Raw genomic sequence first — 21,796 nt, 5'->3', positions numbered from 1 at the left:
GGCAGCTTCTCCGGTCCGGTCGGGAGCACGCGCGGGCAGCAGCGGTTCCGTGAGGGCCAGACGGTCCGAGAGGAGCAACCGCGGTTCGAGGGCTGGCTGCCGTCGTCCGGCCATGCCGAGATCCGCTGCCGCATGACCCTGTCGCCCCGGTCGATGGGCGCGCTGTGGCTGGCCGGCTTCGAGGACGACGAGGAGCAGCTGCAGTGTGGCGAGCTCTGCGTGGTCGAGATCTTCGGCAGCTCCGTGCGTGACGGCTCGTGCGAGGTGGGGATGGGGATCAAGGCTTTCCGCGACCCGGCGCTCACGCAGGACTTCGAGGCACCCCGGTTGCCGATCGACCCCGCCGCCTTCCACACCTACGCCGTCGACTGGGATGCGGGCGAGGCGGTGTTCTCCGTCGACGGCGATCCGGTCCGCCGCTGCCCACGGCCGCCGACGTACCCGATGCAGGCGATGGTCGTCGTCTACGACTTCCCCGAGTGGTCGGTCGGCGGCGACGACCGCCTGGTCCCCGAGCTGGTCGTCGACCACATCGCGGGCTGAGTCGACATCCGGTCAGCAGGTGACCGGAGACCGCCCCTACGGTGGGTCGCATGGAGATGAAGCTGGAGCTGGTGGCGGTGCCCGTGTCCGACGTCGACCGGGCCAAGGAGTTCTACGTGGGTGCGGGGTTCGTCCTCGACCATGACCACACGGTGAGCGAGGAGGTTCGGTTCGTGCAGCTCACGCCGCCGGGGTCGGGCTGCTCGATCGCGATCGGCAGTGGACTGACGGAGATGGAGCCCGGGTCGCTGGACAACATGCAGATGGTGGTGGCCGACGCCGACGCGGCCCGCGCCGACCTGGTCGCGCGAGGCGTCGAGGCGAGTGACGTCGACGAGCAGCCTTGGGGCCGGTTCGTCTACTTCAGTGACCCCGACGGCAACAAGTGGGCGCTGCAGCAGCTGCCGGACTGGGCCGCGAACGCCTGACCTCCCATGCCGCACTGCCATGATGGGCCGTGGACCTGATCGTGCTGCTGCCGGCCTTCGTGGTCGCGGTCGTGCTGATCTCGGCGTCGCCAGGGCCAGCGATCGCGCTGATCCTGCGACGGGCAGCGGTCGACGGGTGGCGCGGCGCGGTGCCGACCGTGCTCGGCCTCGAGGCGGGCCTGTACCTCTGGGCGCTGGCGGCAGCCGCGGGCTTCGCGGCGCTAGTGGCGGCGTCGACGGCGGCGTACGTCGTGCTCAAGGTGGTCGGTGCCGTAGTCCTGATCTGGCTCGGGGTCAAGGCCTGGCGGGCGGCGCTGAAGGGTCGAGCGGAGCTCGTCGAGGCGGACGCACCCGCCGCGAGCTGGCGGCGTCGGTTCGGCGAGGGCCTGGTCGTGCAGCTCGCCAACCCGAAGGCAGCGGTCTTCATGCTCGCCTTCTACCCGCAGTTCGTGCCCGCCGACCGGCCGCTGTTCGTGACCACGGCCGGGCTCGCGCTGCTGCAGGTGCTGCTCGAAACCGCGCTCTACCTGTCGCTTGCCTACGGTGTGGGTCGGGCCGGCGCGTTCTTCCGGCGCAGCGAGATCCGTCGCCGGGTCGAGGCCGTCACCGGAACGGTCCTCGTGGGGCTCGGACTGCGGGTCGCCGTCAGCTCTCGCTGAGCCGGGTAACGCCACCGGAGGTGCGCTCCCGGGGTGTTGCAACGTACCGGGAGCGCACTCCCGGTCCCGTTACCCGCCCGGAGACGAGCTCAGTCGACGTGGGTGCATCCGTGCAGGCACACGTCGTGCCGTCGTACGCCGCCGGGGGCGGCGGGATCGCGCAGCGGGAGGAAGGCCCGGCGGATGCCCTCGCGCTCGAACCCGGCCGCCAGCGCGACCCGGCACGAGGCCTCGTTCTCCACGCTGTGGTCGAGCTGCACGCGGGCCAGGCCGCGTCCGTCGGGGGAGAGCAGCCAGCGCGTGAGGGACACGATGGCGCGTCGGCCGACGCCCCGGCCGCGGGCGTCGGGATGGATGCCGTAGCCGATCTCGGCCACACCCAGCTTCTCCCCGGTGGTCCACCGCCAGGAGATGTTGCCGAGGAACCGACCGTCGTCGTCCGAGGGCGTGACGACCAACGTTCCCGGTGCGTGTTCCTCCCACGTGGAGCGGGACTTCTCGATGTGCTCGGCGATACCCTCGACGCCGGTCGGCAGGACCACGAACGCGGGCGAGGCATAGGTGACGTGGTCCGGGTCGTGCAGCAGCTCCAGCCACCGCTCGGCGTCGCTCTCGCGCGCCGGGCGCAGCAGCACCCCTGACCCGTCGTCGATCCCCGTCTCGGCCACCAGGGCACGGTAGCCCGGCCTGCCACACGCCCCTACGCTGAGGGCGTATGACCGCTGATCCATCCGAGCCCGTCCCGCGCGACTGGTGGAAGTCCGCCGTCGTCTACCAGGTCTACCCGCGCAGCTTCATGGACTCCGACGGCGACGGCATCGGCGACATCCCCGGCATCCGCCAGCGGCTCGACTACCTCCAGCGGCTCGGCGTGGACGTCCTCTGGCTGAGCCCGGTCTACAAGTCGCCCATGGATGACAACGGCTATGACATCAGCGACTACTACGACGTCGACCCGCTCTTCGGGACGCTGGCCGACCTCGACGACCTGATCGCGGACCTCCACGAGCGCGGCATGAAGCTGGTGATGGACCTCGTCGTGAACCACACCAGCAGCGCGCACCCGTGGTTCCAGGAGTCCCGCTCGAGCAAGGACAACCCCAAGCGCGACTGGTACTGGTGGCGCCCGCCGCGACCGGGTCACTCCCCGGGGGAGCCCGGGGCAGAGCCCACGAACTGGGGCTCGGCGTTCTCCGAGTCCGCGTGGACCTTCGATCCCGACACGGGGGAGTACTACCTCCACCTGTTCGCCTCCAGCCAGCCGGAGCTGAACTGGGAGAACCCGGAGGTGCGTCAGGCCGTCTACTCGATGATGAACTGGTGGCTCGACCGCGGCGTCGACGGCTTCCGGATGGACGTCATCAACCTGATCTCCAAGGTGGTCCACGACGAACCGCCCGACCTGCGCGACGGCATCAGGGGCGGTCCCGACCGGCAGCCCGGTCCGATCGACACGGTCCGGTTCGGCGACCCGGGTCCGCACGTCCTCCACGGGCCGCGGGTGCACGAGTTCCTCCAGGAGATGCACCGCGAGGTGTTCGCACACCGACCCCCCGGTCTCCTCACGGTCGGGGAGACCCCGGCGACCACGGTCGAGCAGGGTCTGCTCTACACAGACCCGGCGCGCGCGGAGCTCCAGATGGTCTTCCAGTTCGAGCACGTCGACCTGGACTCTGGCCCCGGCGGCAAGTGGGACCTGGCGCCGGCCACCTCCCGCGACCTGATCGACTCGTTGGCGCAGTGGCAGGAGGGGATGGGCGAGATCGGCTGGAACAGCCTCTACCTGGGCAACCATGACCAGCCGCGGTGCGTCAGCCGGTTCGGCGACGACTCACCAGAGCACCGCGACCGCTCCGCGAAGGCGCTCGCGACCGTGCTGCACCTGCTCCGCGGGACGCCGTACATCTACCAGGGCGACGAGCTCGGCATGGCCAACGCGCCCTTCCGCGACATCAACGACACCCGTGACATCGAGTCGCACAACGCCTACCGCGCCGCGCTAGCCCGCGGCCAGGACCCCGACGCCGCGATGGAGGCGATCCGTTACAAGGGCCGTGACAACGCGCGTACGCCGATGCAGTGGGACGCGAGCGAGCACGCGGGCTTCACCACCGGCAGCCCGTGGCTCGAGGTCAACCCTGACCACGTCACGGTCAATGCCGCCGCTCAGGTCAACGACCCGGACTCGGTCTTCAGTCACTACCGGAAGCTGATCAAGCTCCGGCACCAGGAGCCGGTCGTGGTGCACGGGACCTTCACCCGACTTCTACGGGACGGCGAGGACGTGCACGGCTACCTGCGTCGGCTCGACGGCCGCGAGCTGCTGGTCGTGGCTAACCTGTCGTCGAAGGAGGGACTGGAGGCAGCGGTCCCGGATGCGCCGACCTGGGCGGCGTCGGAGCTCGTGCTCAGCAACGCACCCGAGCCGGCGGAGCGCGACCGCATCGTGCTCGGACCCTGGGAGGCCCGCGTCTACCGCCGCGGGTGAGGGTGGGGTCTGCTCACTCGGTCGACGCCACGGTGGCGCCGAGCCCGATCATCATCACGCCTCCGGCGGTGCCCATCGCGTCCAGCCGCCGCGGCTCGCGAGCGAACCAGCGTCGAGCGGAGCCGGCGACGGTAGCCCAGACACTGTCGGACACCACCGCGATGGCGGCGAAGGCGGCCCCGAGTGCGAGGACCTGGGGCAGGGTGGCGGCGCCGCGGTCGGTGAACTGCGGCAGGAAGGCAACGAAGAACACGATGGTCTTGGGGTTGCTGACACCCACGATGAACCCGGTGCGCAGCGACTGGCCGGGCCGCTCCGGCGGCCGCTCGCCCGCGAGCAGCGCCGTCCGAGCGTCGGCGCGGTGGCGGATCGCCTGCACGCCGAGCCACACCACATAGGCCGCCCCGGCCACCTTGATCACGGTGTACGCCGTCGCGCTGGCTGCCACCACGGCACCGAGCCCGACCGCGACCAGCACCACCTGGGCCAGCAGGCCGAGCGCGTTCCCGACGACGGACAGCAGCGCGTCGTGGAGGCTCACGGTCAGCGCCCGCCCGAGCGTGAACAGCAGGCTCGGGCCGGGGACCTGGATGAACAGCAGAGAGGCCACCAGGAACGTGACCCACTGCGTGGTGCTCGGCATGAGAGGAGTATCGCCCGGCACCACCCGCAGCGGCGAGCGGTTTCGACGGGCGGGCGGGGATAGGTCACACTCGGTGGCCCGTCCAGCGGGCGCCCTCCTATCGTTCGGAGTATGACGACAGAGCAGCCCCTCGAGGGCGGGTTGGACGAGCCGGCGGAGCTCGAGCCCGCCCAGGGGGCCCTCGCGCTCGCCGACCCCTCTGACGTCCACACCCGGGCGGACTGGGAGGCGGCAGCCGCGGCGGTGCTGCGCAAGAACCGCCGGCTCGGCCCCGACGACGCGGACTCGGAGGTGTGGGCGCGGCTCACCCGGACCACGCTCGACGGGCTCCGGGTGCCCCCACTGGGGACGCCCGACCTGGTGACGGACCTGGTGACCTCCGGCCGACCGACGCGCGTGGGTGGCTGGGACGTCGTGACGCGGCCGGTCGACAACGAGCAGGCAAGGGCCGATCTCGACACCGGTGCCACTGCCCTCTGGGTGGACCCCACCGCCGACCTCCGGACGCTGCTCGACGGCGTGCTGCTCGACCTCGCGCCGGTCGTGCTCGACAACGCGACCGCCGACCAGGCACGAGCGTTGCTCGAGGTGCTGGGATCCACGCCGGCGGCGGCCGGCACCAACCTCGGCGCCGACGCTGCGGGTGACCACCTGGTCGAGGTCGCCGGCCTCGCCCGTGACGCCGGGGTGCTCGCCGCCGTCGTCGACGGCGCGGCCGTCCATGACCGGGGCGCCTCGGACGTGCAGGAGCTCGGCTACGCGATGGCCGTGGCCGCCGCCGCGTTGCGCACCCTGACCCGCGCAGGCTCCACGGTGGACGAGGCCGCGGGTCTCCTCGAGCTGCGGCTCGCCGCCACCGACGAGCAGTTCGTCACGATAGCCAAGCTTCGCGCCGCGCGCCGGTTGTGGGCTCGCATGCTCGAGCTGAGCGGCGTCGAGGACCCCGCCCCGGTCCGGATCCATGCCGTCACCAGCCGTCCGATGCTCAGCGCGTACGACCCGTGGGTCAACATGCTGCGCACCACCGTCGCCGCGTTCTCCGCCGGCATCGGCGGCGCCGACGCGATCACCGTCGTACCGTTCGACAGCCCGCTCGGCGAGCCCGACGCGTTCGGCCGACGGATCGCCCGCAACACCTCACACCTGCTCATCTCGGAGTCCCACCTCGGCCGGGTCGCCGACCCGGCCGGCGGCGCCTATGCCGTGGAGAAGCTCACCGACGACCTGGCGGTGGCCGCGTGGGAGGAGCTGGGCCGGATCGAGAGCGAGGGGATGGACGCCTTCGAGGTACGGGTCGCCGAGGTCGTCGCCGCCCGCGACGACCAGGTCGCCCACCGCACCCGACCGATCACCGGCCTGACCGAGTTCCCGAACCTCACGGAGACGCTCCCGTCCCGCGCCGGCGCCGGGGACGACGTGCGTCGCTACGGCGCTGCGTTCGAGGCGCTCCGTGACCAGCCGGCGACCGGCTCGGTCTTCCTCGCGACGATGGGGACGGTGGCCGCTCACACCGCCCGGGCGATGTTCGCCTCGAACCTCTTCGCCGCCGGGGGGATCGCCGTCGACCCCGCCGGGCCGACCGACAGCGTCGACGCGGTCGTGGCGGCGTACGCCGGCCAGCCGGTCGTCTGCCTGTGCGGGACCGACGCAGCGTACGCCGAGTGGGGCGCGGCACTGGTGGCCGCCCTCCGCGACGCCGGTGCGCGCCACGTCGTGGTGGCCGGCACCGTCGACGTCGGTGCCGACGACCGGTGCCACGCCGGGACGGACGCCCTCGCGTTCCTCCGACGGACTCGGGAGGTGCTGTCGTGAGCCTGCCGGAGTCGTTCGCGGGGCTGCCGCTGAGCAGCGGGGGTTCCGAGGCTCGCTCCGCTCGCACCTCGACCACCGCTGCCTGGCGCAGCCCCGAGGGCATCGACATCCACCCGATGTACGGGCCCGAGCACGTCGAGAGGCTCGACGCGCTCGACACCTGGCCGGGGCTCAGCCCGTTCCTGCGCGGGCCCTACCCCACGATGTACACGACCCAGCCGTGGACGATCCGTCAGTACGCCGGGTTCTCGACGGCCGAGGAGTCGAACGCGTTCTACCGGCGCAACCTGGCTGCCGGCCAGAAGGGGTTGAGCGTTGCGTTCGACCTCGCGACCCACCGCGGTTACGACTCCGACCACCCGCGGGTCCGCGGCGACGTCGGCATGGCCGGGGTCGCAATCGACTCGATCTACGACGCTCGCACCCTCTTCGACGGGATCCCGCTCGACGAGATGTCGGTCTCGATGACCATGAACGGCGCGGTGCTGCCGATCATGGCGCTCTACATCGCCGCCGCGGAGGAGCAGGGGGTGAAGCCGGAGCAGCTCACAGGGACCATCCAGAACGACATCCTCAAGGAGTTCATGGTCCGCAACACCTATATCTACCCGCCGGCCCCGAGCATGCGGATCATCTCCGACATCTTCTCGTTCACCGCGGAGCGGATGCCGCGGTTCAACTCGATCTCCATCTCCGGCTACCACATGCAGGAGGCCGGGGCGACCGCCGACCTCGAGCTCGCCTACACCTTGGCCGACGGCGTGGAGTACATCCGGGCCGGTCTCGACGCCGGTCTCGACATCGACCGGTTCGCACCGCGGTTGTCCTTCTTCTGGGCGATCGGCATGAACTTCTTCATGGAGGTCGCGAAGCTGCGGGCCGCCCGAGCGCTGTGGGCCCGGCTGGTGCGTCAGTTCGATCCGCAGAACCCCAAGTCGCTCAGCCTGCGCACCCACTGCCAGACCTCCGGCTGGTCGCTCACCGCCCAGGACGTCTTCAACAACGTCGGACGGACCTGCATCGAGGCGATGGCGGCCACCCAGGGCCACACCCAGTCGCTGCACACCAACGCGCTGGACGAGGCGATCGCACTGCCGACCGACTTCTCGGCGCGGATCGCGCGGAACACCCAGCTGCTGCTGCAGCAGGAGAGCGGCACCACCTGGACGATCGACCCGTGGGGCGGCTCCTACTACGTCGAGCGGCTGACCCACGACCTGGCGGAGCGCGCCTGGGCCCACATCCAGGAGGCGGAGCAGGCAGGCGGCATGGCGGCCGCGATCGAGCAGGGCATCCCGAAGCTCCGGATCGAGGAGGCAGCCGCACGGACCCAGGCGCGGATCGACTCCGGGGCGCAGCAGGTGATCGGCGTCAACACGTTCCGGCTGGCCGACGAGACTGGTGCCGATTCTCTGGGCATCGAGGTCCTCAAGGTCGACAACGACGACGTCTACCGCCAGCAGGTCGCCAAGCTCGAGAGGCTGCGGGCCGAGCGCGACGACGAGGACGTACGACGAACGCTCGAGGCCCTCACCCGCAGCGCGGAGGGCGGCCAGGGGAACCTGCTCGAGCTCGCGGTCGACGCAGCCCGTGCGAAGGCCACGGTCGGCGAGATCTCCGACGCGCTCGAGAAGGTGTTCGGTCGCCACCAGGCAGTGATTCGTACGATCTCCGGTGTGTACCGGGACGAGGCCGGCAGGTCCGGCGACGGCGACGGCGACCCGCTCGTCGGCCGAGTGGTGGCCGCGGCCGAGGAGTTCGCCGAGCGCGAGGGTCGCCGCCCCAGGATCCTGGTCGCGAAGATGGGGCAGGACGGGCACGACCGGGGCCAGAAGGTGGTGGTCAGCGCGTTCGCCGACCTCGGCTTCGACGTCGACGTCGGTCCGCTGTTCTCGACGCCCGACGAGGTCGCCCAGCAGGCGGTCGACGCCGACGTGCACATCGTCGGCGTCTCCTCGCTCGCGGCCGGCCACCTCACGCTGGTGCCCCAGCTGCGCCGGGCGCTGGCCGACCACGGTCGCGAGGACATCATGGTGGTCGTGGGTGGGGTGATCCCACCCGACGACGTGCCGACGTTGCTCGAGATGGGCGCTGCTGCCGTGTTCCTGCCCGGCACCGTGATCGCCGAGTCCGCGCTCGGCCTGCTCCACACCCTCTCCGAGCAGCTCGGGCACGAGGCCTAGCCCTGATGACCGACCTCGAGCGGCTCGCCACCGGCGTCCGCGACCGACAGCGTGCGGCCGTGTCCCGCGCCATCACGCTGATGGAATCGACCAGGCCCGAGCACCGCGCGTCCGCGCGCGAGCTGCTCGGCCTGCTCGAGCCGGTCGACAGCATCCGAGTGGGCGTCTCGGGGGTCCCCGGCGTGGGCAAGTCGACGTTCATCGAGCGGCTCGGGACCCGGCTCACCGCCGCCGGGCACCGAGTCGGCGTGCTGACGGTGGATCCCTCCAGCGTGCGGACGGGTGGCTCCGTGCTGGGGGACAAGACGCGGATGGCCACCCTCGCGCACGACCCCAACGCCTACATCCGCCCCTCGCCCACGGCCGGCACGCTCGGCGGCGTCGCCCGCGCGACCAGCCAGGCGATGACGGTGCTCGAGGCGGCGTCGTACGACGTGGTGCTGGTGGAGACCGTGGGCGTCGGTCAGTCGGAGGTCACCGTCGCCGGAATGGTCGACACCTTCCTCTTCCTGACGCTCGCCCGCACCGGCGACCAGCTGCAGGGCATCAAGAAGGGGATCCTCGAGCTGGCCGACGTGGTCGCCGTCAACAAGGCTGACCAGGAGCACGAGGGAGAGGCCCGAGTGGCCGCTCGGGAGCTCTCCGGCGCGCTGCGGCTGGTGCGCGGGCACGACGCATGGGTGCCTCCCGTGGTCACCTGCTCTGCGCTGACCGGCGCGGGCGTGGACGAGGTCTGGGAACGGGTGCTCGTGCACCGCGACCACCTCGGCGAGGAAGGACTGGCGGGGAAGCGTGCCGAGCAGCAGCTCGAGCTCACCTGGACGCTGGTCCGCGACGAGCTCGCCGACCGGCTGCGACGGTCGCCAGGAGTGCGCGCCGTGCGCGACGACGTCCGGCGTCGGGTGCTGGCCGGCGAGCTCACGGCGCCGATGGCAGCCGACCTCGTCGTCGAGGCGTACGACGCCGGCTGAGCTCCCTGGGGCCATCACGGCCCGGTCCCGCTGAGCACGATGGCCCATCACGTCGCGAGGACGGTGGTGGTGCGGCCGCGTGCGGCACTCGAGATGTCAACAAGTCACGCGTTCTCGAGTCACGCGCGCACGACAGCACCTAGTGTCGCGGCCGCATGTCACACATCGAAGTCATTGGGAATAGGGGAGTAACACGATGCATCGATCCGTCATCGCGCTGGCGAGCCTCGCGCTCGTCGGCGCACCGCTGGCCGTCTCGTCCGCCGCCGTTGCGGAAACCGCGGGTGCGAACCCGCCGACCGTCATCGCGCGCGGGCAGGTCTCGCCGCTGAGTCTCGACGTGACGCCTCGCGGCGCCGTCTGGTACTCGCAGAACTTCGCCGGCCTGCTGATGTGGGCGCGGCCCGGTGGCGAGCCGAAGGTCGTCGCCCACACGCGCAAGGGCAAGGAGCTCGGCGCGGTCTCGGTCAGCAAGCGCACGGTCACCTACGCGACCACGGGCCAGTCGGGGCGCACGTCCCTCATGGTGCGCCGTCCGAACGGCAGGATCGTGAAGGTCGCGAACCTGTCGCGCTACGAGAGGCGGAACAACCCCGACTCCGCGATGGAGTACGGCATCCCGGGCCTCGACGAGGCATGCGCCCAGCAGTGGCCGGTCGAGGAGGCGGGGCCGCCGAGCTACACGGGCATCGTCGAGTCGCACCCGTATGCGACGGTCACCGTCGACGGCACGCGGTACGTCGCCGACGCCGCGGCGAACGCCATCCTCGCGGTCGGCAAGGGCGGCAGGGTCCGGACCGCGGCGGTGCTCCCGCCGCAGGAGCTGGTGATCACCGCCGAGCTGGCCGAGGCGGCCCAGATCCCGGAGTGCGCCGTCGGTGAGACCTACGGGTTCGAGGCCGTGCCGACCGACGTCGAGCGCGGCCGTGACGGCATGCTCTACGTGACCACGCTGCCGGGCGGTCCCGAGGACCCGAGCTTCGGCGCTCGGGCCTCCGTGCTACGGGTCGACCCGTCCAACGGGTCTTCCGAGGTGGTCGCCGACGGGCTGCTCAGCGCCACCGGCCTGGCGGTCGCCCCCAACGGTGACATCTACGTCGCGGAGCTGTTCGGCAACCGGATCCGCAAGATCGCGGACGGTACGAACCACGCGGTGCGCTGGCGGAAGTCCACCATGCCGGGCGATGTCGAGTTCGCCGACGGTCGGGTCTGGGCGACCCGCAAGGTGCTCGCCACGGGCCAGGTGGTCCGGTTCCCCAAGTGAGCCGGTCCTGATCTGACACAGCGGCGCCGCCGCTCGACGCGAGTCGGGCGGCGGCGCCGTCACCGTGTGAGCGGATTGCTCACGCGCGGCGGCGGTGCCGTAACCTCGTACGGACATGCTCACCGATGCCTCCGCCACGATCGACGCCGTCGTCGAGAAGCACTCCGACGACCTGATCGAGTTCCGCCGTGACCTCCACGCGCACCCGGAGCTGTCCTGGGCGGAGCGCCGGACCTCCGACGCCGTGGCCGAGCGGCTCGCGGCCGCCGGGCTGCGGGTGACCCGCTACGACGGCACCGGACTCATCGCCGAGGTCGGTGAGGAGGGTCCGCTGGTCGGGCTGCGGGCTGACCTCGACGCGCTGCCGGTGGACGACACCACCGGCCAGCCGTGGGCGAGTACCACGCCCGGTGTGGCGCACGCGTGCGGCCACGACGTCCACACCGCCGGTCTCGTGGGCGCCGGCCTCGCGCTGGCCGAGGCTCACCAACGCGGCCAGCTGATCGGGCGCGTCCGGTTGCTCTTCCAGCCGGCGGAGGAAGTCATGCCGGGTGGGGCACTCCACCTGATGGACCGGGGCGCCCTCGACGGGGTGCAGCGGATCTTCATGCTGCACTGCGACCCCACCGTCGACGTGGGCCACGTCGGCGTCCGCGACGGAGCCCTGACCGGTGCCGCCGACGCGCTGTCGGTCCGGCTGTCAGGCCGCGGGGGCCACACCTCACGTCCGCACCTGACCGAGGACCTGACGTTCGCTCTCGGCAAGCTGATCGTCGAGCTCCCGGCGATCCTCTCCCGCCGGCTCGACCCACGTGCCGGCGTCAGTGTCGTGTGGGGCATGGTCCGGGCTGGCGCTGCCCACAACGTCATCCCCGGCGGCGGCTACGCCGCCGGCACGGTCCGGATGCTCGACGCCGTCGCGTGGGGCGAGGCGGAGTCACTCGTCCGCGTGCTGATCGACGAGATCGTGGCGCCCTACGGCGTCACGGCCGAGATCGACTACAAGCGCGGCGTACCCCCGGTCGTCAACGAGCACGTGTCCACGGAGCTGCTCGGCGCCGCCGTACGCCGCGTGCTGGGCGTCGAGGGACACGTCTCCACGACCCAGAGTCTCGGCGGTGAGGACTTCGGCTGGTATCTCGACCGGGTCCCGGGCGCGATGGGACGGCTCGGCACTCGGACGCCGGGCGGCCCGACCTACGACCTCCACCAAGGGAACCTCACCGTCGACGAGCGTGCGACGCCGATCGCGGCACGCGTGCTCGCCGAGGCCGCCCTGAGCGCCATGGTCACCGCTCGGTAACAACCCTCCTGAAATGACGTGGGCGGCCTTGCCTGGGTCGCCGCGACGATTAGGGTGTGCCCTGATCTCGCGCCTGTTCCGCGGCGCGGACATATATCAAGGAGGCATCTTGCGTCGTCTGACCAAGATCGGAGCAGCCTCGGCGGTGCTGGTACTCGCACTCGCTGGTTGTGCCCAGGATGATGAGGGTCCCGGCGACGAGGCGTCGCAGGACCTGTGTGACGGCGGGGGTGAGGGCCCCAATGTCGGGCTGGCCTACGACGTGGGTGGTCGCGGCGACCAGTCGTTCAACGACTCCGCCGCCGTCGGACTGCAGAAGGCGATCGACGAGCTCGACGCGTCCTGCACCGAGGCCGAGGCCCAGGACGGCGAGGCCGAGTCGGCCCGCGAGGACCGGCTGCGCGCGCTGGCTGAGGCCGGCCACAACCCGATCATCGGTGTCGGCTTCGCCTACAGCGACGCGGCCAACATCGTCGCGCCCGACTTCCCGGACATCAACTTCGGCGTGATCGATGGGTTCGACCCCGACGAGGAGCCGAACGACAACGTCGCCTACCTCGGCTTCGCCGAGAACGAGGGCTCGTTCCTCGTCGGCGTCGCCGCCGCGCTGACCACCGAGGCCGACCACGTCGGCTTCGTGGGCGGCGTCAACACCCCGCTCATCCAGAAGTTCGAGGCCGGCTACATCGCCGGGGTCGAGGCGGTCGACCCGGCCATCCAGGTCGACGTCCAGTACATCGAGGAGAGCGACCTAGCCGGCTTCAACGACCCGGCCGGCGGCAAGGCTGCCGCGGCGGGCATGTACGACGGTGGCGCAGACGTGGTGTACCACGCGTCCGGTGGCTCGGGCTCCGGTGTCTTCGACGCCGCGGTCGACGCGGGTGACGGCATGTGGGCGATCGGTGTGGACAGCGACCAGTACCTCACCGCGTCCGAGGAGGCCCAGCCGCACATCCTCACGTCCATGCTGAAGCGCGTCGACACGGCGACCTTCAACATGATCCAGTCGATCGCCGACGGCGAGCCGCTGGTGAGCTACCAGGTCTACAACCTGGAGGCGGACGGCGTGGGCTACTCCACGTCCGGTGACTTCCTCAGTGAGGACACCATCAGCCAGATCGACGAGTTCGCCGAGCAGATCAAGTCTGGGGAGATCACAGTTCCCGACGCACCCTGATCGCGCGTCGAGGTGAGTGAACGGACCCGGGGCCACGCGGTAGCGTGACCCCGGGTCCGTCCCATCTGGGGGGACGTCCGCGCAGGCACCCCGTTCCATCCAGTTCCTTCGAGGGAGGGCGATGAGCGCCGTTTCGTCGGCCGAGGCGACCACGAACGCCGGCCAGGACGCGATCCAGGTCCGCGGTGTCGGCAAGCGGTTCCCCGGCGTCATCGCGAACCACGACGTCGACATCACGATCCGCCAGGCCACCGTCCACGCCCTGATCGGCGAGAACGGTGCCGGCAAGTCGACCCTGATGAAGATTCTGTACGGCGTGCAGAAGCCCGACGACGGCACCCTGGTCGTCAACGGCGAGGAGGTGTCGTTCCACTCGCCGACCGACGCGATCGAACACGGCATCGGGATGGTGTTCCAGCACTTCATGCTGGCCGACAACCTCACCGTCCTCGAGAACGTCGTGCTCGGGGCCGAGAAGCTGCACGGCATCGGCGACGCCGCCCGCGCCAAGATCGAGGAGATCTCGCGGGTCTACGGCTTCGGGCTCGACCCCGACGAGCTGGTCGAGGACCTCGGCGTCGGCGAGCGGCAGCGGGTCGAGATCCTCAAGGTGCTCTACCGGGGCGCGAAGATCGTCATCCTCGACGAGCCGACCGCTGTGCTGGTTCCGCAAGAGGTGGACGCGCTCTTCGACAACCTGCGCGAGCTCAAGGCCCAGGGCCACACGATCCTCTTCATCTCCCACAAGCTGGACGAGGTGCTCGCGATCGCCGACGACATCACGGTGATGCGGCGTGGCACGACGGTCGGGGAGGCGCAGCCGGAGGGCACGACCAAGCGCCAGCTCGCCGAGATGATGGTGGGCTCGGAGCTGCCGTCGCCCGAGACCGCCGAGTCGACGGTGACCGACCAGGTGCTGCTCGAGGTCGTCGACCTGACGCTGACCGACGACTTCGGCCGCCAGCTGCTCTCTGACATCGACCTCGCCATCCACAAGGGCGAGATCCTGGGCATCGCCGGCGTCGAGGGAAACGGCCAGGCCGAGCTCGTCGAGACGATCATGGGGATGCGCAAGCCGACTGAGGGGAGAGTGGCGGTCGCCGCGCAGGACGTCACCGCCTGGGACACACGTGACCGCCGGATGGCCGGGATCGGATACATCCCGGAGGACCGGCACCGGCACGGCCTGCTGCTCGACGCGCCGCTGTGGGAGAACCGGATCCTCGGCTTCGTCAGACGGCGCCCGGTGTCCAACGGCTTCTTGCTCGACCGCGGTGGCGCGCGTGAGGACACCGAGCGGATCGTCGAGCAGTACGACGTGCGCACCCCCGGCATCGACACCCACGCCCGGGCGCTGTCCGGAGGCAACCAGCAGAAGCTGATCGTCGGCCGCGAGATGAGTGGTGACCCGGTGCTCCTCATCGCTGCCCACCCCACGCGCGGCGTCGACGTCGGCGCTCAGGCCGCGATCTGGGAACACATCAAGGAGGCCCGTCGCAACGGGCTCGCGGTGCTCCTGATCTCGGCTGACCTCGACGAGCTGATCGGCCTGTCCGACCGGATCGAGGTCATCCTCCGCGGCCGCCTCGTGGGCGAGTTCGACCCGAAGACCGTCACCCCCCAGGACCTCGGGTCCGCGATGACCGGTGGCCACGACCAGGAGGGCGAGTCATGACCTTCCTGGGTCGAGTCCTCGGCGCGCTGCTCGCGCCACTGGTCGCCGTGGTCGCGGCGATGCTGATCACCAGCGTCGTCATCCTGGCTTCGGGCGGCAGCCCCGGCGAGTTCTGGTCGATCATCCTGTCCGCCCCTGCGGACCGGGTGTACGTCAACATCATCAACCAGACCTCGATGATCTTCCTGTCCGCGCTGGCGGCGGCGATCGGGTTCCGGATGAACCTCTTCAACATCGGCGTCGAGGGTCAGTACCAGATCGCGTCGTACGCCGCCGCCATCGTCGTGGGCGCTGCGATCCTGCCCGGATTCCTCAACGTGCTGCTCGGCCTGGTGGTCGCGATGCTGGTCGGCTCGGCGTGGGCGGGCATCGCAGGCATCCTGCGGGTCACCCGCGGCGTCAGCGAGGTGATCTCGACGATCATGCTGAACGCGATCGCGCTGACCCTGGTCGGCTACTTCCTCAACACCTACGGCATCAGGGCCGGCAACTCGCTTCGGACCAAGGAGATCCCCGAGAGCAGCCAGCTGGCGGGGTGGACACCGTTCCTCGACCGGGACGGGGCGATCTGGACGCTCTGCATCCTGGCCGTGATCGCGGGCGTCGCGTTCTCCTTCGTCCTCAACCGCACCAGCTTCGGGTTCGATCTGCGCGCGACCGGCATGTCCGAGACGGCGGCCGTCGCCTCGGGCGTGAAGGTGAGCCGGATGGTCGTCATCGCGATGATGCTGTCCGGGGCGATCGCGGGCCTGATCTGGATGCCTGCGTTCTTCGGCGCCGCGCACACCTACGGCTCGACGTTCCAGTACGGTCTCGGCTTCATGGGCATCGCCGTCGCGTTGCTGGGCCGCAACCGACCGCTCGGCATCCTGTTCGGCGCGGTGCTGTTCGCGTTCCTGAACGAGCAGTCCAACCGGCTCACGCTCGAGACGGACATCTCGCAGAACGTCGTGCAGATCACCCAGGGTGTGATCGTGCTCGCCGTGGTCGTCGCCTACGAGGTCGTCCGGCGGCGCCAGGTCGCGGCCGAGCAGAACCGGGTGAAGCGGGAGCTCGACAAGGCACGGGCCACGACCGACGAGGCGGTGTCCGCATGACCACGCTGACGACGTCGCCTGCCCCGCCGGCCGCCCAGGCTTCGGGGAGCCGCTGGAGCTGGTTGGTGGTCGGGCTCGGGGTGATCCTCGCGGTCTCCGCGGTCCGGGTCATCACCGGCGAGCACGAGATCGACACCGCGGGCAGCCTGCGGGCGGCGCTGATCGCCACCTGCCCCATCCTGATGGCTGCCCTCGGCGGTCTCTGGAGCGAGCGCGCCGGTGTCGTCAACATCGGTCTCGAGGGCCAGATGATTCTCGGCACCTGGGGTGCGGCGTACTTCACCTACTTCTACGGACCCTGGGTCGGGATCCTCGGCGCCGCCTTGCTGGGGGCGATCGGTGGCGCGCTGCACGCGCTCGCGACCGTGACGTTCGGCGTCGACCACATCGTGTCGGGCGTGGCCATCAACATCATCGGCCTCGGCGCGTCGCGGTTCCTGGCGGAGGCCTACTTCGCCGACCTCGACGGGGGCGGCCCGCGGCAGCTGACCGGGCTCGACCGGCCACCCAGCATCACGATCCCGGGCCTGTCGGACGCCGCGAACTCGCTCGCGGAGTCGCACTGGTTCGTCGTCGCCGACATCGCCTCGGTCGTGGCCGCCTTGACGACCCAGCTGAACGTGATGACGGTCCTGGTCTTCGCGCTGGTGGGGATCTCCGCCTTGATCCTGTGGAGGACGGCGTTCGGGTTGCGGCTCCGCTCGTGCGGCGAGAACCCGCAGGCGGCCGAGAGCCTCGGTGTCAACGTGCTGCTCTACAAGTGGATCGCGGTGGTTGCCTCCGGCGCGTTCGCCGGCATCGGTGGCGGGTTCCTCTCGTTGGTCGCGTCGAGCGGGTTCGTCACCAACCAGACCAACGGCCGTGGGTACATCGGCCTCGCGGCGATGATCTTCGGCAACTGGCGTCCCGGCGGCATCCTCACGGGCTCGCTGATGTTCGGCTACACCGACAGCCTGCGGCTGCGCTCGACCAGCGCCGTGCACGCGCTGCTGCTGCTGGTGGCGATCGGCCTGATCGTGCTCGCCATCTGGCGCTACGTGAAGGGCCAGCGCACCCAGGCCATCGTGTTCGGCGTGGCCGGCGTGCTGTTCCTCGTGTGGTTCCTGACGACCGACTCGGTGCCGCGTGAGTTCACCAGCATGACGCCGTACATCGCGACGCTGCTCGTGCTGGCGTTCGCGTCGCAACGACTACGAATGCCCAAGGCCGACGGTCAGATATACCGGAAGGGCAGCGCCGGGTGACCACCTCGCCGCTGCCGGAGGCCGGCGATGGTTCAGCCTGGGACGACGCCGCATGGGAGGCCCTGCGGGCAGCCGCGGTCGAGATCATGGGCCGGGCGTACGCGCCGTACTCGCACTACCCGGTGGGCGCTGCCGCCCGGGTCGACGACGGGCGCGTGATCGTCGGCTGCAACGTCGAGAACGCGTCGTACGGCGTCGCGCTGTGCGCGGAGTGCGGTCTGGTCTCCGCGCTGCACGCCACCGGCGGCGGACGCCTGACCCACGCGATCTGCGTCGACGGCCATGGGGCGGTGATCATGCCGTGCGGCCGGTGCCGGCAGCTGCTCCACGAGAACGGCGGCCCGGACCTGCTGCTGATGACGGTCTCGGGGGTACGCCGGATGGACGAGGTGCTGCCGGATGCGTTCGGTCCCGACGACCTCGCTTGACCTGACCGCGGCCGAGTTCGTCGCCGACCCCTACCCCTTCTTCGCCGAGGAGCGGGCACGCCACGAGGTCGCGTGGCACGAGGCGAGCGGGATGTACCTCACGTTCAGCCATGCCACCGTCTCGACCGTGCAGCGGACCCGCACCCTGGGCCGGCTCTGGAAGGACAAGGAGCCGACCGACTACCTCGAGCCGTTCAACCTGCTGCACCGCAACCAGATGATGGAGAACGAGCCGCCCGAGCACACTCGGTTGCGGCGGCCGGTTGCCTCGGCGTTCGCACGCGGTCACGTCGAGCGGCTGCGGCCCCGGGTGCGTGAGCTGGCGCACCAGCTCCTCGACGAGGTCGCCGGGCAGGACTTCGACCTGATCGAGGCGTACGCCGAGCCGCTGCCCGTGCTGGTGATCGCCGAGCTCCTCGGCGTACCGGCGAGCTACGCCCACTCGCTGCGGGACTGGTCGCAGGCCATCGTGCGGATGTACGAGCCCGCGCCCTCGCAGCCGGTCGTGGACGCGGCGGTGGCCGCCGCGACCGACTTCGCCGGACTGGTCCGAGAGCTGCTCACCGAGCGGCGGGCACGGCCCGCCGACGACTTGATGAGCGACCTGGCGGTCACCGAGCTCAGCGAGGACGAGCAGGTGGCGGCCGTCGTACTGCTGCTGAACGCCGGCCACGAGGCGTCGGTGAACGTGTTCGGCAACGGTGCGGTCGGGATGCTCCGGCGCGGCCTCCGGCCGGGGGCGGACGTGGCGCTCACCGTGGAGGAGATGCTGCGGTTCGACTCCGCGCTCCAGCTCTTCGAGCGCACCGCGACCGAGCCGGTGACCGTGGGCGACGTCCTGGTCGAGCCCGGTCAGAAGATCGCAGCGCTGCTCGGCGCCGCCAACCGCGACCCGGCCGTCTTCGACCGGCCCGACGAGCTCGACGTCGACCGTGATCCCAACCCGCACCTGGCGTTCGGGGTCGGGGTCCACTTCTGCCTCGGTGCGCCGCTCGCGCGGATGGAGCTCGTCGAGTCGGTCGGCGCGTTGTTCGACCGGTACCCGGGTCTCACCCTGGCCGGCGAGCCGGAGAGCCGGGGAACGTTCGTGCTGCGGGGGTTCCGTAGGGTGCCCGTGACCGCACAGGGAGGGTGAACCGATGAGTGAGCGTCACGACGCCGTCGAGGTGATCGTCGCCAAGCGCGACGGCGCCGAGCTGACCGACAGCCAGATCGACTGGGTGATCGACGCGTACACCCGTGGCGAGGTCGCCGACGAGCAGATGTCCTCGCTCGCGATGGCGATCCTGCTGAACGGGATGAACCGCCGCGAGATCGCCCGCTGGACCGACGCGATGATCGCCTCCGGGGAGCGGATGGACTTCTCCTCCTTGTCCCGGCCGACCGCCGACAAGCACTCCACCGGCGGCGTGGGAGACAAGATCACGTTGCCGCTGGCGCCGCTGGTCGCCGCGTGCGGTGTCGCCGTCCCACAGCTGTCCGGTCGCGGGCTGGGCCACACCGGAGGCACGCTCGACAAGCTCGAGGCGATCCCGGGCTGGCGGGCCGACCTCTCCAACAAGGAGGTGTTCGCCCAGCTCGAGGACGTGGGCGCTGTGATCTGTGCGGCCGGCGACGAGCTGGCGCCGGCCGACAAGAAGCTCTACGCGCTGCGCGACGTCACCGGCACGGTCGAGGCGATCCCGCTGATCGCGTCGTCGATCATGTCGAAGAAGATCGCGGAGGGCACCGGCGCGCTGGTCCTGGACGTGAAGGTCGGCACGGGTGCGTTCATGAAGGACGTCGACCAGGCACGCGAGCTCGCCGAGACCATGGTGGCGCTCGGCACCGACGCCGGGGTCCACACGGTCGCCCTGCTCACCGACATGAGCACCCCGCTCGGCCGTACCGCCGGCAACGGGCTCGAGGTCGCGGAGTCGGTGGAGGTACTCGCCGGCGGCGGACCGGCCGACGTCGTCGAGCTCACCGTCGCGCTGGCCCAGGAGATGCTCGCCGGGGCCGGCGTCACCGACGTCGACCCGGCCGAGGTGCTGGCATCGGGCCGTGCGATGGACACCTGGAAGCAGATGATCCGGGCCCAGGCCGGCGACCCCGAGGCCGATCTGCCCACGGCCCGGCACACGCACGACGTACCCGCTCCGGCGAGCGGGGTGCTCACCCGGCTCGACGCGATGGCGGTCGGGATGGCCGCGTGGCGGCTGGGCGCCGGCCGGGCCCGCAAGGAGGATCCGGTGCAGGCGGGCGCCGGCGTCGTCTGGCACGCCCGGCCGGGCGACCAGGTCACCGAGGGGCAGCCGCTGTTCACGCTGCACACCGACGACGAGAAGCGGTTCGAGCGAGCGCTCGCCTCGCTGGAGGGTGGATTCGACATCGGCGGCGGCGACGACTACTCACCCACACCGCTGGTGATCGACCGCGTCAGCGCCTGATCGTGGCGCTCGACGCCGACGCAGTCCGGGCCGCTGCAGCCCGGTGGATCTGGGTGCCGGTCGATGCCACCGAGGTCACGACCGACGAGTTCCGGCTGACGCACTACACCGACTACTCGAGCGTGCAGTGGTCCCGGGCGACGCGTCCGGTCGCCGACCTGCTCGAGGAGGTGCTCGACCACGCCCGCGCGGCCGGACGTCCGAGGCTGCGCTGGTGGATCGACGAGCGCACCGAGCCCGCCGACACCGAGCCGCAGCTGGCCGCCCTCGGGCTGGAGCTGACTGAGCGGCTGGAGGTGCTGGCGCTTCCCGTCGGCACGGAGCTGCCCGTGCCCGCTGATGTCACCGTGGCCGAGGTGCGCGACCGGGCGGGGGTCGAGCTCGCCTCGCGGCTCCAGCGCGAGGTCTTCGCGCAGTCCCCGGACACCGAGGCCCACCTGGCCGAGCAGACCAGGCTGGCTGCGCTCCCCGACGAGGAACGCCTGAGCCGGTGCTACGTCGCGTACGTCGACGGCGAGCCGGCCGCGGCCGGCGGCAGCACGGTCGACGGCGACGCGCTCCGGTTCTGGGACGGGTCGGTGCTCCCGGCGTTCCGCGGCCGCGGTGCCTACCGCGCCCTGGTCGCGCACCGGCTCCGCGAAGCCCGCGCCACGACCGCCGAGTTCGCACTCGTCAAAGCCGTCGACGACACCTCGGCGCCGATCCTCAAGCGGCTCGGCTTCACCCGGTACGGCGAGCAGCACTGTTGGTCGCGCGACCTCTGAATCGGGGTGTTTCGAGACGGCCCGGTGGATGCTCCTCGACCGCTTCGCCGGTCGACACCTCAACGGAGCAGCAGCCGGTTGGCGTCGGGCGCGAGATCGACACGCGATCCGAAGCGACGGCCGGCCTTTCGCAGGGCCCGGTGCAGCCACCTCGCGTCCTGTTCCGTGGCGAGCCGCAGCCGCATCTGCCGCGACCGCAGCGGCACCATGAGCAGCTGGTCGAGCCCTCCGGTCGGGTCGAGCCGGGCGAAGTACAACAGCCGCAGGTCATCACGGAACCGCTCATTGCCTCCGATTCCCTCGTAGTCGTTGATCAGGTCGCCACAGCCGTAGAGCACGAGCCGGTCGCGATAGATCTCGATCGCACGCGGGTGGTGCGAGGAGTGCCCGTGGACCACGTCCACGCCGCTGTCGATGAGCCGATGGGCCAAGCGGACGTGCGCGCGCGGCACGTCGTATCCCCAGTTCGATCCCCAGTGGACGGACACCACCGCGATGTCCCCGGGCTGTTTCACCCGGCGCACCCGCTCGCACAGCGCATCGGTGTCGGTGTGGGAATCCTCGTTGAGGAAGGCCACTCCGGGGCCTCGGGGTCCTGCCGCCCAGCTGCGAGGCACGCCGCTGGAGGCCGAACCCACCGACCAGACCAGGACTCGATGGCCACCGGCGGTGAGCACGACTGGGCGCC

20 protein-coding genes are annotated in these 21,796 nt (G+C 70.9%); 17 read left to right on the top strand and 3 right to left on the bottom strand.

The window, feature by feature from the left end:
• From VFZ39_RS18840 to VFZ39_RS18830, 3 genes are all read left to right on the top strand, one after another.
• The coding region (locus VFZ39_RS18840) for a glycoside hydrolase family 16 protein (protein WP_330867343.1) at window positions 1–543 on the top strand (543 nt) is incomplete at its 5' end.
• 50 nt (window positions 544–593) lie between these two features.
• Window positions 594–971, top strand: coding sequence for a VOC family protein (locus VFZ39_RS18835; protein ID WP_330867342.1), 378 nt, complete (start codon window positions 594–596; stop codon window positions 969–971).
• Window positions 972–1,000: 29 nt separating this feature from the next.
• Window positions 1,001–1,630, top strand: coding sequence for a LysE family translocator (locus VFZ39_RS18830; RefSeq protein WP_330867341.1), 630 nt, complete (start codon window positions 1,001–1,003; stop codon window positions 1,628–1,630).
• Between the two features lie 89 nt (window positions 1,631–1,719).
• On the opposite strand, the gene VFZ39_RS18825 is transcribed toward VFZ39_RS18830, so the two are convergent.
• Complete coding sequence (locus tag VFZ39_RS18825; protein ID WP_330867340.1) at window positions 1,720–2,298, bottom strand: GNAT family protein; 579 nt, start codon at window positions 2,296–2,298, stop codon at window positions 1,720–1,722.
• 47 nt (window positions 2,299–2,345) lie between these two features.
• Here VFZ39_RS18825 and VFZ39_RS18820 point away from each other — a divergent pair, with 47 nt between their 5' ends.
• Window positions 2,346–4,118: an alpha-glucosidase gene (locus VFZ39_RS18820; RefSeq protein ID WP_330867339.1), complete on the top strand. Its 1,773-nt coding sequence runs from the start codon at window positions 2,346–2,348 to the stop codon at window positions 4,116–4,118.
• A gap of 13 nt (window positions 4,119–4,131) precedes the next feature.
• Here the strand turns inward: VFZ39_RS18820 and VFZ39_RS18815 are convergent, their stop codons facing one another.
• Entirely contained in the window at window positions 4,132–4,761 is a 630-nt protein-coding gene (locus VFZ39_RS18815; RefSeq protein ID WP_330867338.1) for a LysE family translocator, read from the bottom strand.
• Window positions 4,762–4,872: 111 nt separating this feature from the next.
• Between VFZ39_RS18815 and VFZ39_RS18810 the strand changes: the two genes are divergently transcribed.
• The 13 genes from VFZ39_RS18810 to VFZ39_RS18750 all read left to right on the top strand — a co-directional run bounded on the left by VFZ39_RS18810 (window position 4,873) and on the right by VFZ39_RS18750 (window position 21,108).
• Window positions 4,873–6,573, top strand: coding sequence for a methylmalonyl-CoA mutase family protein (locus tag VFZ39_RS18810; RefSeq protein ID WP_330867337.1), 1,701 nt, complete (start codon window positions 4,873–4,875; stop codon window positions 6,571–6,573).
• Window positions 6,570–8,756, top strand: coding sequence for a methylmalonyl-CoA mutase (gene scpA / locus VFZ39_RS18805; RefSeq protein WP_330867336.1), 2,187 nt, complete (start codon window positions 6,570–6,572; stop codon window positions 8,754–8,756). The genes VFZ39_RS18810 and scpA overlap by 4 nt, the downstream gene beginning before the upstream one ends.
• Before the next feature lie 5 nt (window positions 8,757–8,761).
• A complete protein-coding gene (gene meaB, locus VFZ39_RS18800; RefSeq protein ID WP_330867335.1) occupies window positions 8,762–9,727 on the top strand; it encodes a methylmalonyl Co-A mutase-associated GTPase MeaB in 966 nt (321 codons plus the stop codon).
• A 196-nt stretch (window positions 9,728–9,923) separates the two neighbouring features.
• On the top strand, window positions 9,924–10,991 hold the full coding sequence (locus VFZ39_RS18795; RefSeq protein WP_330867334.1) for a ScyD/ScyE family protein: 1,068 nt from the start codon (window positions 9,924–9,926) through the stop codon (window positions 10,989–10,991).
• 115 nt (window positions 10,992–11,106) lie between these two features.
• Entirely contained in the window at window positions 11,107–12,294 is a 1,188-nt protein-coding gene (locus VFZ39_RS18790) for an amidohydrolase (protein ID WP_330867333.1), read from the top strand.
• A gap of 109 nt (window positions 12,295–12,403) precedes the next feature.
• Entirely contained in the window at window positions 12,404–13,471 is a 1,068-nt protein-coding gene (locus tag VFZ39_RS18785) for a BMP family ABC transporter substrate-binding protein (protein WP_330867332.1), read from the top strand.
• Between the two features lie 121 nt (window positions 13,472–13,592).
• Complete coding sequence (locus tag VFZ39_RS18780; protein WP_330867331.1) at window positions 13,593–15,146, top strand: ABC transporter ATP-binding protein; 1,554 nt, start codon at window positions 13,593–13,595, stop codon at window positions 15,144–15,146.
• Entirely contained in the window at window positions 15,143–16,243 is a 1,101-nt protein-coding gene (locus VFZ39_RS18775) for an ABC transporter permease (protein ID WP_330867330.1), read from the top strand. The genes VFZ39_RS18780 and VFZ39_RS18775 overlap by 4 nt, the downstream gene beginning before the upstream one ends.
• Window positions 16,240–17,487: an ABC transporter permease gene (locus VFZ39_RS18770; RefSeq protein WP_330867329.1), complete on the top strand. Its 1,248-nt coding sequence runs from the start codon at window positions 16,240–16,242 to the stop codon at window positions 17,485–17,487. The genes VFZ39_RS18775 and VFZ39_RS18770 overlap by 4 nt, the downstream gene beginning before the upstream one ends.
• Window positions 17,484–17,915: a cytidine deaminase gene (locus VFZ39_RS18765; RefSeq protein ID WP_330867328.1), complete on the top strand. Its 432-nt coding sequence runs from the start codon at window positions 17,484–17,486 to the stop codon at window positions 17,913–17,915. The genes VFZ39_RS18770 and VFZ39_RS18765 overlap by 4 nt, the downstream gene beginning before the upstream one ends.
• Window positions 17,887–19,050: a cytochrome P450 gene (locus VFZ39_RS18760; protein WP_330867327.1), complete on the top strand. Its 1,164-nt coding sequence runs from the start codon at window positions 17,887–17,889 to the stop codon at window positions 19,048–19,050. The genes VFZ39_RS18765 and VFZ39_RS18760 overlap by 29 nt, the downstream gene beginning before the upstream one ends.
• Before the next feature lie 4 nt (window positions 19,051–19,054).
• The gene (locus VFZ39_RS18755; protein WP_330867326.1) at window positions 19,055–20,344 is read left to right on the top strand and encodes a thymidine phosphorylase; all 1,290 of its coding nucleotides are present in this window, start codon (window positions 19,055–19,057) and stop codon (window positions 20,342–20,344) included.
• A gap of 2 nt (window positions 20,345–20,346) precedes the next feature.
• Entirely contained in the window at window positions 20,347–21,108 is a 762-nt protein-coding gene (locus VFZ39_RS18750; protein WP_330867325.1) for a GNAT family N-acetyltransferase, read from the top strand.
• 59 nt (window positions 21,109–21,167) lie between these two features.
• On the opposite strand, the gene VFZ39_RS18745 is transcribed toward VFZ39_RS18750, so the two are convergent.
• Window positions 21,168–21,796 (bottom strand): CapA family protein (locus VFZ39_RS18745; protein WP_330867324.1); only part of this gene is annotated, 629 nt, incomplete at its 5' end.

It is taken from the genome of Nocardioides sp. (genome assembly GCF_036374615.1).
Lineage (GTDB): Bacteria > Actinomycetota > Actinomycetes > Propionibacteriales > Nocardioidaceae > Nocardioides.
The sequence above is the reverse complement of the archived record's forward strand: the minus strand, read 5'-3'. Positions and strand labels throughout refer to the sequence as shown.

Coding starts and splice junctions, on each gene's coding strand:
- VFZ39_RS18835 (WP_330867342.1), top strand. CDS start 594: ATGGAGATGAAGCTGGAGCTGGTGGCGGTGCCCGTGTCCGACGTCGAC.
- VFZ39_RS18820 (WP_330867339.1), top strand. CDS start 2,346: ATGACCGCTGATCCATCCGAGCCCGTCCCGCGCGACTGGTGGAAGTCC.
- VFZ39_RS18815 (WP_330867338.1), bottom strand. CDS start 4,761: ATGCCGAGCACCACGCAGTGGGTCACGTTCCTGGTGGCCTCTCTGCTG.
- VFZ39_RS18810 (WP_330867337.1), top strand. CDS start 4,873: ATGACGACAGAGCAGCCCCTCGAGGGCGGGTTGGACGAGCCGGCGGAG.
- meaB (WP_330867335.1), top strand. CDS start 8,762: ATGACCGACCTCGAGCGGCTCGCCACCGGCGTCCGCGACCGACAGCGT.
- VFZ39_RS18795 (WP_330867334.1), top strand. CDS start 9,924: ATGCATCGATCCGTCATCGCGCTGGCGAGCCTCGCGCTCGTCGGCGCA.
- VFZ39_RS18790 (WP_330867333.1), top strand. CDS start 11,107: ATGCTCACCGATGCCTCCGCCACGATCGACGCCGTCGTCGAGAAGCAC.
- VFZ39_RS18780 (WP_330867331.1), top strand. CDS start 13,593: ATGAGCGCCGTTTCGTCGGCCGAGGCGACCACGAACGCCGGCCAGGAC.
- VFZ39_RS18775 (WP_330867330.1), top strand. CDS start 15,143: ATGACCTTCCTGGGTCGAGTCCTCGGCGCGCTGCTCGCGCCACTGGTC.
- VFZ39_RS18770 (WP_330867329.1), top strand. CDS start 16,240: ATGACCACGCTGACGACGTCGCCTGCCCCGCCGGCCGCCCAGGCTTCG.
- VFZ39_RS18760 (WP_330867327.1), top strand. CDS start 17,887: ATGCGTTCGGTCCCGACGACCTCGCTTGACCTGACCGCGGCCGAGTTC.
- VFZ39_RS18755 (WP_330867326.1), top strand. CDS start 19,055: ATGAGTGAGCGTCACGACGCCGTCGAGGTGATCGTCGCCAAGCGCGAC.